Raw genomic sequence first — 13,347 nt, 5'->3', positions numbered from 1 at the left:
ATATTTATCGATGTAGCCAGTTTTCTAGTTCAATGATTTCTTGTGCGATCGAGTTTTGTAGTTGTTCTTCGGTTAATTCTTGGTCTAAAATGGGTTGTTCTGGGTTTGATGAAAATTGGCTTAAATACTGCGCGAGGGCTTCAATAGTAGGATAATTCCATGCGATCGTTGCTTCGACTTCTTGGCTTAACGCTAACCATTCTTGTATATCTTGGGCTAATTCGACGGCAATTACTGAATCAATGCCATAATCAGCAAAAGATTGTTTAGGATCAAGATGTTGTGTCGGAATTTTTAACTTTTGACTTAGCCAATTGATCAGCCAAGTTTTAATTTCTGTTACATTGTTCTTGACTTTTCGCGTTTTTGTGCTAATAACATTAACGATTTTAGCTTCCGTTTTGTGGGTTGATTTCCGTAAGAGTTCGTCGAGTTCGTAATCTTCTCCTGCTAGAGTTTGTTCGATATCTCCAATCGTTGATTCATATTGACTGATGATCTCGAATGAATTGGTATAAAGTAGAGGATTTCTCGATAAAGCTTGATGACGCTTTAATTCATATTGCTGTTGTGTCCACGCATAAGCTTTTTGTACTGATTCTGAGTCCTCCATCAGTACAGCTAATAAAATCGCAAAAGTAGCAAGATCTCCAATTAAAATAGAAGCCCAACGTTTAGCCGTGACAGGATCGATGAAAGGTGACGCAGCAGACAAATAGTATTCTTGTATTACTTTAGCGTCATTAATTAAGTTTTCATAGAGATGGGGGGTTTTTAGAATGTCACAGAAAAACGATTTTAAATCCTCACTTTGGTTGTTGACTCGTGAACCCAAAAACATCTTTAAGGTTTCCGTCGGGCCCTCAAAAATCCTTAGAACCCTTGCATCTCGTAAAATTTGAGGCGCGATATTCGTTTCAATATACCCTCTTCCTCCCAAACACTGAACTAAATGATCAGCCGCTTGCCAGTAAAATTCAGGTGCAGCGATTTTACAAACGGTGTAAGCTTCTACAGGAACCGATAAACCCCGATCAAGAAATTTTGCTAAACTTTTCACTAATACTTCAACTGCGGTAATCGTTGCGGTTAACTCATTTAAGCGCACCAACATTAAAGGATTATCCAATAAACGTCCCGTAGCGATCGTACGACGTTCACTGTAGCGTAGCATCAATTGAGCGCACCGTTTCATTCCCCCAACACAAGCAGCAGCAATGCCTAAGCGTCCGTACATCATGGCATCTTGGGCGACTTTCATGCCCATCCCCGCGTCACCTAAGCGTTGTTCGGCTTGAACAGGAACATCATTCAGATAAACCGTATTCTGTACCATGCCCCGCATACCCATTGTCAGGGCTTCGGGCCCTTGACGTAATCCAGAAGTACCTTTACGGACGATAAAACCGCTAATGCCTTCGGGTTCTTGTACAAAAACATTAATCACCCCCGCCCATGCTGCCGAACCACTCCAAATTTTTTTCCCTTGAAGTAACCAGCCATCTTGACAAAGAACTGCTTTTGTGGTAATGGCTTGTGGATTGGAACCTGCCCCTGTTTCAGTCAGGGCAAAGGCGGCTAATTCTCTTCCAGTAGCTAAAATGGGTAACAGTTCTTTTTTAAGGTTTTGACTACCAAAATTCAGTAGGGGTCGAATTCCTAAAATATTATTCAGTCCAACAAATAATGCTAGGGTAGTATCGATCGCGCCCAATTGTTCTAAAATTCGCATCGTGTCGCTATGATTTAACCCCAGTCCGCCGTATTCGGTGGGGACTTGCATTCCGAGTAAACCTTGATTGCCAAAATCTAACACAATTGAGGGGGAAATCGAACGACGCTCATCCATTAAGCGCGAGTTAATCTGTTCATTGGCATAGCTGCGAAGCCATTGAATTAAATGATCGGTTTTTTGGCTTGATTTTATCGACCAATGAGCGATTAAATCAAAATTATGGTCTTGATATTGATTCTGGCAAGCGTGGCGTTGAATTTTGCCACTGGAGGTTTTAGGGATGCTACCTTGTTTGAGTAATAATATAGTATGAATCTGTAAACCATGTTCTTGAGCAATTGCAGAACGAATCGCCGTTAAAACCTCTTCTAGATTCAGTTGGCGTATTGATTCTCGTTTAATTTCAGCCGCGATCGCTAATTGTTCTTCACCTTCAGAGATACTAAAGGCAGCACAACAACCTAGGCGTATTGCTACATGACATTGCTCTACGGTTTGCTCTAGATCTTGGGGATAATAATTTTGACCCCGAATAATAATTAAATCTTTAATTCGTCCTGTAACATATAATTTCCCATTTTGCAAGAATCCTAAATCCCCTGTTCGTAAAAATGATTGTCCTTCTATAATTGATTGAAAGGTTTCTTTTGTTTTTTCAGGATTTTTCCAGTAACCTTGAGCTACACTCGCTCCAGATACCCAAATCTCGCCGATTTCTCCATCCTGTAGGGGTTTGGAAATCGAACCCTCTTTAGTAGGATCAACAATCATCACTTTTTGCTCTGGATAAATTTGCCCACAACTGACGATATTTTGTGATTTTGAGTGATTCGAGGCCAGAAGAACTTGATTTTGTTGTAAAGCTTGGCTATCTAGTGTTTTAATAATTGGCGGTTTATTTTTTGCACCTCCCGATACAAATAAAGTCGCTTCGGCTAAACCGTAGCAAGGATAAAAAGCGTCACGACGAAACCCACAGGGGGCAAACGCTTCAGCAAATTGATCTAACGTTTTAGGGTTAATGGGTTCAGCACCAATAAAAGCCAATTTCCAAGAACTGAGATCGAGTGTCGCTTTTTGTTGAGGGGTAATTTTTTCTAAACAAAGATTATAAGCAAAATTTGGCCCACCGCTTGTCGTCGCTTGATAACGAGAAATCGCTTGTAACCAACGAATGGGTTTTCGGATAAAACTAACGGGTGACATCAAGACAACAGGAAAGCCACCATAGAAAGGTTGAAGGATGCCCCCAATTAATCCCATATCATGATAGGGAGGTAACCAACTGACGACTTTACTCTGACTTGAATGCTCAAAACCTTGGTAAATTAGTCTTGAATTATGTAAAAGATTACCATGACTAAGCATGACTCCTTTCGGGGAGCCTGTAGAGCCTGATGTATATTGAATAAAAGCTAAAGTATCACTATCAATCTTGGGTTTGCGCCAAGTATGAGCCGAGTAGTCAGATAAGCGATCGCTAATAAGATAAGATAAATTTGGATCAGGACAATCTTTTAATAGTGCCGTTGTCGTTAAAATGACGCTGGCTTGACTATCTGTGATGATTCCTTGTAAACGAGATAAATTTTGATTATATTGGGGTGGATAAGCGGGAATCGCCACAACATCGGCATATAAACAGCCAAAGAAAGCGCAAATTAATTCTAAACCAGGCTGATACAATAAAATTGCTTGTTTTTGGCTCAGATTTAATGATTGTAACTGAGCCGCTATTTTTCGTGCTTCAAGATCGAGTGCTTGATAAGTTAGGCTAATTTCTTCGGTTTCGCCATCGCTTAAAAAATAATAAGCAATCTGTTCTGGCTGTTCATTTGCCCTGTACTGTAGTAAATCAACTAAGGTTAAAAGAGGTTTCGGGAAAATTTCAAAAGGATTAGCCACTGTAAAATAATGTGAAGCAAAATAATGTAAAGCAAGCAAGATTAATTTAAGTTGAAAAAATTTGTCAGAGTTTGATCAGTAAACCCCTACAAAAAAATTTTAGCTCAAAGACCTTTGTTCAGCAAAACCAAACTGGATGTAATGCTGAGTCGCACCTGTCAGAGTTCCAAAGTAAGGATTTGCCGCAATATCCCCATTGAGCGGGTTAGCTAGATAAGCAGCAGGATCAAAGGTAATCGAGCGACCAAGTTCGTTGCGTCCAAAGTTAAGATAATGATTAGATGCTGTTTCTACTTTGGCTGCATAATCGGTAATGAATGCAAAAGCATTAATTAAATCAGAATTAGAAGCTAAATAGCGATCGCTTGGGAACAGATTCGGATCTCGTCCTTCAGCAAAACCATTAGTAATAAAATGTTGTGTACCTGCTAAGGTATTAGTACCAATAAAAGGCGCATTGACTAAATCACTCCAAGAATTGATATAACGGGCGGGATCGAAAGAAGTTGTAGAACGTCCTTCAGACCAACCATGATTAATATAGTGTAGGGTTGCACCAGCACTATCGATCGCTCCTGCGATGGGTTTATTTCCAAAAGCCCCAATTAAATCTCCTCCTGGATAGCTTGAGGCAATGTAACGGAATTCATCAAAGGTATCAGTTAGACGACCTTCATTTTGTCCATACTGTAAATAATGGTTGGTGAGTGCTGCCAAACTATAGCCAGAGTTAATATAGTAAGAAATTAAATCAAGAGGATTAGAAGCAGCATATGATGCTGGATCAAAACCGGCTGGAACATCGGTTATGCCTTGAATTATAATAGTTACAGTGGCGTTGGCTAGACCACCTTTACCATCGCTAATTTCATAAGTAAAGCTATCGGTTGCCGTCTGTCCATCATTAAGAGCGTTAAATACACCATTGGAATTGTAATTAAAATTGCCATCAGCATTTAGAATTAAGCTGGCACCAGAAGCTAAATTAAAAGGAATGCCAAGATTAGTTGTACCATTGACTCCACTAACGACAATATTATCTCCGTTGGGATCACCATCATTAATTAGAACATTACTGGTAAAGGCTTGTTTTTCGGTTGTACTACCGCTATCATTAACAGCGATTGGATTTTGATTGACGGGAGTTTGAGTAACACCAGTAATACTAATGATTACGTTGGCTGTATCAGTTCCACCTTTACCATCGCTAATTGTATAACTAAAGATGTCCCCAGCGACTTGTCCATTATTTAGATAATTAAATTGTCCATTAGGGTTATAACTATAAGTCCCATTTGCATTAAGAGTTATTATCGCTCCAGAATTTAAAGTAACTGAACTTCCGATCGCATTATTGCCATTGAGTGCAGTAACCGTTAGAGTATCGCTATTTGGATCAGTATCATTGCTTAAAACGTTTCCATTGAAAACCTGATTTTCGGGGTTACTAATACCATCGTCGTTAGCAACAGGAGGATTGTTTTCTGGGGGTGCAGGATTGTCTCTAAAAATAACACTATCTTGTTTTGCATCGGAACTTACTATATAGCCTGAACCTGGAGCTAGAGTATAAGTAACAGTTACGGGAGACTCCGCTATTCCATCTTGGAAAAAAGGGATACTAATTGTAGCTGTTTGTGATGTAATTTTAAAAGTAAAACCTGAAAAATCAAAATCCCCTTGGGGAAACTCTCCACCTGTGACGGTAATATCAAAAAGATCTAATTGAGTTAAATTTTGTGAAACGTTTCCATTGACGGTAACTGTTATACCACCCGATGGAGGTGCTTCACTCAGTTTAAAAGTGAACACAAGTGGTGTTGCTTCAGATTCAACAATAACAGAGGGATTCGTTTCAAAACGGACGACTGGAGTAGCCATATCAAATAATTCCTCGTAAAAATTCCAAATACTTTTGTTTGACTCGAATCTTATTAGGGACTAAAGATTGGTCATAATAATTAATTTTTTGTGTCCGCTTTGAAGCAGACAAATTAGATAGTATGGATAATAAAAGCAACAGGAAGCAAGATTCTTGTTGACAAATTAATTGAATTGTTAAAGGCACTGATCGTAATTATATTCTATTCCTGTATTCTTGGTTACTGGTTAGGAAAAAGATTAGCGACCAGTTAAATAAGCGATCGCCAATCTAGACTAAGCTAATACTGTTTTACCAGAGATATTTTAGGCAAAAACAAAATCACTAGCGCTGAGTTGGTTCGCATTGACACCAAGCAGTTTTGCTAGTTTTTGCTCATCAGCACTAATCAAGGTACTGTTGCCTTGTTGAGTAAAGGTTAAGTCGCCGAAACTTAGGTCTAAACCGCCGATTCCAAGAACATCGACCCCTCTTTCAAAGTCAGTGATCGTGTTGACAGGATTAGGCACTTCACCTGCTGCCAACCAGAACTGATCAGAACCGCTTCCACCACTAATCGTGTTTTTACCGTCGAGGAGATAGAAGACATCATTACCACTATCACCAAAAGCACGATTATTATTGCCAAGGAAGAGAGTATCATTACCTGATTGTGCATAAATGCGATTGTTGCCTAATGCAGCCGAGGTATCGATCAGATCATCACCTGCACCAGCAAAAACGAGATCATTGCTGCCGTTGAATCCGTTGGGAACATTAGCATCAAAGACATCACTTCCACCCGTACCAAAGAATGTTTCTTGATCACCATCATCAATGGTAATGGTTACTTCACTAGCACCCAGAGCGAGATTGTAGTTTTCACCATCACGAAGGAAGAAATCAATCATTTCTATACCTTCATTTGCTCCATCATCAAAGACATCGATCGTGAGAGTTGCCGTATTTTCGGTCAACATGACAGAGAAGCCACTGGCATCTTCATTAGGTGCGGGTAAACCTGCTATGCCAGTAGAATCGAATAAGGGGTTACCATCCATATCAAAGATGGCAAATTCACCTAAAGAGGCAAATACATCACTATCAACGTTGACTTCTAATCCCCCTTCAGGAATCATGCCATTTACATTGAAAGTGACTGTTAAACTATCGCCTTCATTCAATTTTGTGGGAGCAATGGAGAAACCAACGATCGGTCCACCTGGATTCATGACATCATCAGAGATGGTGACGCTGGCTGAGTTAGCATTGGGATTAACCATATAGTCTTCTCCTCCAGAGCGTAGATCTAGGGTGAAGGAGTACTCAGGTTCAGCAATGGTGTCATTAAATGCGGGAACTTTAATAAAGGCATTAGGCTGTGTTAGTGTCCAGTAAACAGTGACTTCGCCCGTATTTGATACTACATAATCGTAGAATTCGATGCCATTGAGTCGAGTCGGATCATCAAAATCGAAGTTGAAATCGAACTGCGAATCAAAGAATTCACTCGTACCGATAATCAGTCCTTCGGCTGGAAAATCGCCAGCTACATTGAAATTAAAGGTGACATCTTCTCCTTCTATGATGCTACCTGGGGTTGCAGTTAGACTAACAACTGGGGTTTTAGAAGCATCATCAATCATTATGGAAATTGCACCTGCTGTGGAGTCAACGTCATACATTTCACCATCAGCTAGGAAGAAGTTAAGGGTTTCGATTCCTTCAATTTCATTATCATCAAAGGCATTGATCGTCAAAGTTGCCATATTTTGGGTCAACATGACAGAGAAGCCACTGGCATCTTCATTACCGATGGGTATACCTGCTATGCCAGTAGAAGTGAATAAGGGGTTACCATCGGCATCAAAGATGGCAAATTCACCTAAAGAGCCGAATATATCACTATCAACGTTGACTTCTAATCCTTCTGCAGGAATCTCGCCATTTACATTGAAAGTAATTGTTAGACTCTCGCCTTCGCTCACTTCGGTTGGCGAAACGGAGAAACCAACGAGCGGGCCACCTGGAACATTGGGTACTTCATCGGCGAAGATTACACTAGCTGACTTAGCATTGGGGTTAAGCGTATAGTCATCACTTAGGCGTAGATTGAGAGTGAAAGGATCATCAACTTCAGCGATACTATTGTCGAATACTGGGACTTTAATAAAAGAATTTTGCTCTGTAATTTTCCAGTAGACGGTAACTGCGCCTGTATCTGATTCTACATAGTCGTAGAATTCGATGCCATTGAGTCGAGTCGGATCATCAAAATCGAAGTTGAAGTCAATCTGCGGATCAAAGAATTCACTTGTGCCAACAATTAGACCTTCTTCTGGTAGATCGCCCGTCACCGTAAAATTGAAGGTGACATCGGTTCCCTCTAAGGCACGCGCTGGGGATGCGGGGGTTACTGTGAGACTGACAATGGGTGTATCACCGGCTGGTAAGAGATCGAGATTTAATGTATAAGAGCCAATATTTCGACCAGAAAGTGCATCAATTCGACCACTGCTATTTTCTCCAGTTAAGGGATCATAGATCCGGTTTTGGTATTGAGCGACTCCGACGTAGTAGGTTCCGTCTTCTAAGGCGACAAACTCTAAATAGGGATCACGACCTGCTGTAAACAGTTCATCTGAAGCATTCCCATCGATATTCAATGCTAACTGTTGACCGGCTTCATTAAACACTCGTAATTCTGAATCGAGTCGTTGTGGGAAAAGATACCCTTCTAGTATGTATTCAGTGGAGTCTACATCAATCTTGATGGTTTCTCCCGCTTTGAGGTTAAACGAGTACATATCGATATCCTCAGAAGCGTCTACTGTGATGCTATTACCTTCCGCATCTTCGACGTAATACTGACCGATTTCACCATTGAGTGTAACGCTTGAATTAGCAAGTGTTAATCCTGTGGCGATCGCTGTGCCAATTGTATCGTTAGATTCTTCAGTTGAAGTGGGTGCCGACTCTGGAGAATCGTAAATAGTAAAGATTGCCTCGCTGCCTGCCGGATCGACTTGATATCCATTGCCTTCTTCTAAAGTAAATACTACTGTTTCAGAAGACTCCATCATCCCATCATCAGCTACTTTGATACTAACGGTCGCGTTCTGTTCTGTGATTTTTAGCATGAAACCGTCGGCAGTATATCCAATAATCGCGCCTCCAGTTACTGCTAAAGTTGCAGGATCAAATTCACTCCAACTTGCTGTGCTGACTGTTACTGTTTTACCTCCTCCGAGCGGTGCTGCACTCATACTGAAGTTAAGGTTAGCAATTGTTCCCTCTGACTCAATTAAGGTTGCAGTATCAGTTGTCAGGCTAATTTGATTTTTCGATTCGAGTGTATCTTTAATGGTGAGCAAGGCACTACTCATATCAGGATTGACAGTGTAACCGGCTCCTGGTCTGATTTCAACATTAAACCGCTCGACACCTTCGGCGATTTCAATGCTGTTAAACACGGGTAGTGTAATGGTTGCTGTCTGCTCAAACATCTGGAAGTAGAAGCCGCTAACCGCACCATCAGCAACGGGTAAACCACCTGTAAACTGGGCTTGAAAAACGGCGAATTCATTAAGAAAATCGAAGGCATTACCGCTTACATATACCTGTACACCTTCTGGTGGTGGGGTTTCACTGAGGCTTAGGGTAATGGTAAACTCAGTTTCTTCGGATTCGATTAGTTTAATGGGACTAATTGCGATGCTTACTTCAGGTGTTATTGGAGGAGTGGGAATCTGTTCTATAGTGTCGTAGAAAGTAACGGTAGAACTGCCGATTGGAGAAACTGTATAGCCAGCACTTTCAACCACTGAGAATGTAACGGTTTCTGGTCCGTCGCTTTCGGCTTCTTCGCGGTTGCTAGGGTTGAGGGTAATAGTGGCGAAAGGTTCTTCTAGAAGGAATTTAAAGCCTGTTGCTTGACCATTTTCATCATAAACGGCAGTGAGAAATTGTCCACCACGACTAAAGGGTTTATTGTTGAGGTTACCGCCATAGGGTACGCTGTAATCCCCTTCTTCAATCTCGCCAAAGTAGTCAGGGAAAGCGATATTGCTTTCTATATAAACTTCGATACCACCTTCAGGAATTTCGCCATTAGCGACTAAAACTAGGTTGAGAGCCGAGCCTGCACCTTCGGGAGTGGTTTCGGCAATTCCAGGGGCGATGATATCAAACCCAAGATTATCAAAGTCATTGCCATAAGTTCCGGCAACAGTAAACAGAGAAATAGCTGGCCCTTCACCGGTACCTGATGGAATTTCGGTGGGTTCGGCAATAAACGCATTAGGATCGTTGAGGGCGATATTAAGGGTGTACTGCCCTGGTCCGTATTCATTGAGGGCTTGTGCCGAGTCCCCTGTACCACTTGCGGGAGTAAGAGGATCATATTCATCATTGCTGTAAAGACTGACCCCAACGTAATACACTCCATCAGTAGGAGCCGTAAATTCAATATAAGATTGGAATCGAGCATCAAAGATTTCATCAGGTGCCGTGCCATCATCATTTGAGGCTAACTCGGCACCAACAGAATCAAAAACCCGCAGCCAAGTGTCTACTTTTCTTCCCTCTGCAAATTGATTAGAATCAAGGTCGATCTTGATTGTGTCGCCTGCTTTGAGGTTAACTTTATATATATCTACGTCTTCACTCGCATCTACATAAAGGAAATTAGTTCCCATTGCATAACGATTTAGATTGTCATAGTCGATCGTACTTGTGAAAGATACATTCGGATAAAGTTCACTCAGTTTCGTATCAACAGCTAGTGCAATTGTATCATTTGGTTCAGCGATCGTGGTTGGCGGAGGAGTTTGACTGATGTCATCAACAATTTGGAAGCTACGGCTACTAGCAAGGGCATTAACTTGATAACCAGTTCCATCGACTAAGGTAAAGGTTGCTATTTCTAGCCCTTCGGCAACGCCATCATTAGCGACAGGTAAATTAATACTTGCCGATATACCAGTAATCGTTAGATCAAATCCATCATCACTTATATTCGATATTGTTCCACCAATGACGGTAGCACCAGCTAAGTTAAAATCTGCAAGATTCGGCGCACTAACTGAAACAGTAACTCCGCCCACTGGTGGGAGCGCACTAAGGGTAAAGGTGTGTACTGAAACGGTTCCAGAGGCTTCTACTAATACGGTGGAACTGCCAGATAAGCTCACTTGAATTTCCGAGCTTGGCATATCGGCAAGAGTGAATGTTACAGGGGTGCTGCTTGGAGCGATCGTATATCCTGGAGCCGCTTGCAGAGCGATCGTAACCTTTTCAATTCCTTCGATATCTTCATCTGGGAAAATTGGTAAGGTGATGCTTGCTTGTTGGTCATAAATTTTGAAGAAAAATCCAGTTGAACGGAAGTTAGGAGCAGGGAATACACCACCTTCTACCTCAGCCGCAAAAATGTTAAAGTCTCCTAAAAACTGCTGTAAACCAGCGATGGATACTAAAACGCCTTCTGGTGGTGGGGGTTCGCTAAGGGTAAAGCTAATGGTGGTGAAGCTGCCTTCTGATTCAACTAAGGTGGTATTCGTCATACTAAAGCTGACTTCTGGTACAACCGTTGGGGCAGGGACATCAGCCAAGGTATCGTAGAAGGTGACAGTACTACTGGTAGCTTCTGGATCAGTGCTATAGCCTTCACTTGGTTCTAGGGTAAAGGTGGCGTTTTCTATCCCAGTCGTTTCTAAACCTTCAAAATCGTTGAGCAACCGTAAACTAAAGATCGCATTGGGTTGATCGATTCTGAATTTAAAACCTGTTGCTATTCCTTCAGCGTCATAAATGGCTTCAAGAACTAAACCTCCTGGACTAAAGGGAGGGCGAGCAAGACCTGTAAAATATTCCGTTAGATTAATATCGCTATTAACCTCAACAACTAAACCACCTTCGGGGATTTCTCCGTCTACGTTGAAGACGAAGGTAAGTACACTGGCTCCTGCTGTTAGCGATCTTACTAGATCAGAAGCTAATATATTATCGCCTGCATCGTAGCTACCTGAGATAGTTTGTAAAGAAACGGTTGTCATAGGATTTATGTCCTCATTAATGGTTATAGTAGTTGAGTTGGAATTGGGATCAACAATATAACCTTCACCAGTTTGTAGGGTAAAAGTTATGTTTTCTGTTCCTTCGATCGCTCCATCATCCAAAACGTTTAAGGTTATTGTTGCCGTTTGTTCAGTGATGGTGAAATAAATGCCACTAGCATCTTGGTTCGGCTCTGGAAACTCTCCCCCATCATATTGGAGTGAAAAAAGGTCAAACTCGCCAAGTGCATCGAAGGTTGTACTATCTAGATAGACGGTTACGCCTTCTGCTGGTGGGGCTTTGTCTAAGCTAAATGTTAAAGTAACTGCCGTTCCTTCTGATTCTTTTAGAAGTGTCGGAGTCGCGGTTAGACTAACCACTGGATCGGTTACAATATTGGTTGGCGAAACATCGAACTGAAGGAGATAGTTTGCTGGATTTCCTGTCTGCTGCAACCAAAAAGTATAGTCACCACTGGGTAATGCTCCCGTAAAGCCAATCGCTCCCGAACCTTTTCCGATATTATCTAATATATTCGTTCCGACTTGACCCGCACTCATATGACTCCAACCTAATAGTTTAGAGACATCAATTTCTGAGGGTAGGCCAAATTCGGTGAATACCGTACCCTGTTGCACCGCAGCAAAAGCAACATCATCGGTTGAGTTATAAGAAACTAGCGTCAGTGAATCTAGTTGATACCCCTCTGGTACATTGACGGTGACGTATTCAATGTCACCATCTGATGAGGTTGCTCGTAAAGTATTCGCTCCATTTCCTAACTGAAGCTGTAAGGGATTCCCCGGATCGTCGGAAATATCACCGCCAATGCTTTCGTTATAATTAACAAAAACACTAGCATAATTTTCTATAACGTATGGTAAAAAGGCTAATTCACTGGTGATTTGACCAATTTGATAGTCGAGTTGCCATCTTCCACCTTGCTCGGAACTACCGACTTTATGGGTTGATGCACTAATACTCGCTTTTGTTAATTGGTACAGTCGAGAAAGAAAATTAATTCCTGTTTCCCCTGATGCTACTTCACAACCATAAATGAGCAAAGACTTACCAGAAAGGCGGTTTGACCAATCTTTTAGTTGCTCAGTATAGTCATCGATGTTGTCTAAATTCAATTCTTTTGAACCAAGTTTTAGACAACCTGATGAGCCATGTGCTACTAAATGAACACTGTTTATTTTAGGATTTTGTATTAGAATTTGAGTAATTTTTTCAATGCCATCCTGCTCCGGCTCTAAAAAAATAACTTTTGCATCATGCCTTACACCATTCACTAGCATCATGACATCTTTTAGCGATCGATCAATGAATACTAATGTCTGGCTTGATGAAGAAGAACGATTGATCATAGTATTATTAGTCCTCAATGCAAGTTCGAGAGTAATGCTATGACCCTGAGAAGGTCTAAAAATTGACATATTCTTAATTAGTTACCTTACGGTTGACTATTTGTTGTGTCGAAGCAAGATTCGGATGTCTTTATCAGAATGAGCGAATGAGCTTCATCAGCAATTCTTCTCGGCTAAATTTCTTTCTTTGAGGCAGATGCCCGCTTAGACAAGTATTATCTTGTTGTTGGAAATTTAACTCGAATTTGCACTTTATTGACAATTAGTTTCAATTAAATTTGACTAAGAAAAGCATACCACTATAACATCTGCTTTGCCAAGCTTCTTTTATAAAATTTTCATAAACTTTTAAGTCATTCATGATAATTACAAGGTTTGGCGAGTTGGAATGTGTTAGCTCAGACGGCATTACACGGATC

At 41.1% G+C, this 13,347-nt stretch carries 3 protein-coding genes; all 3 read right to left on the bottom strand.

Annotated features, from left to right (window positions below; genetic code table 11):
* Positions 1–4: 4 nt before the first annotated feature.
* On the bottom strand, positions 5–3,640 hold the full coding sequence (locus tag C7H19_RS10580) for an AMP-binding protein (protein ID WP_245927445.1): 3,636 nt from the start codon (positions 3,638–3,640) through the stop codon (positions 5–7).
* A gap of 99 nt (positions 3,641–3,739) precedes the next feature.
* Positions 3,740–5,521: an Ig-like domain-containing protein gene (locus C7H19_RS10575; RefSeq protein ID WP_106456847.1), complete on the bottom strand. Its 1,782-nt coding sequence runs from the start codon at positions 5,519–5,521 to the stop codon at positions 3,740–3,742.
* Positions 5,522–5,827: 306 nt separating this feature from the next.
* On the bottom strand, positions 5,828–12,928 hold the full coding sequence (locus C7H19_RS26720; RefSeq protein ID WP_245927443.1) for a DUF4347 domain-containing protein: 7,101 nt from the start codon (positions 12,926–12,928) through the stop codon (positions 5,828–5,830).
* Positions 12,929–13,347: the final 419 nt, after the last annotated feature.

The organism is Aphanothece hegewaldii CCALA 016, from assembly GCF_003007785.1.
In the GTDB taxonomy this organism is placed as follows: domain Bacteria; phylum Cyanobacteriota; class Cyanobacteriia; order Cyanobacteriales; family Microcystaceae; genus Chroococcus; species Chroococcus hegewaldii.
The sequence above is the reverse complement of the archived record's forward strand: the minus strand, read 5'-3'. Positions and strand labels throughout refer to the sequence as shown.

Bases quoted from the DNA above. Each gene is read 5' to 3' on its own strand.
- C7H19_RS10575 (WP_106456847.1), bottom strand. From the start codon at position 5,521: ATGGCTACTCCAGTCGTCCGTTTTGAAACGAATCCCTCTGTTATTGTT.
- C7H19_RS26720 (WP_245927443.1), bottom strand. From the start codon at position 12,928: ATGATCAATCGTTCTTCTTCATCAAGCCAGACATTAGTATTCATTGAT.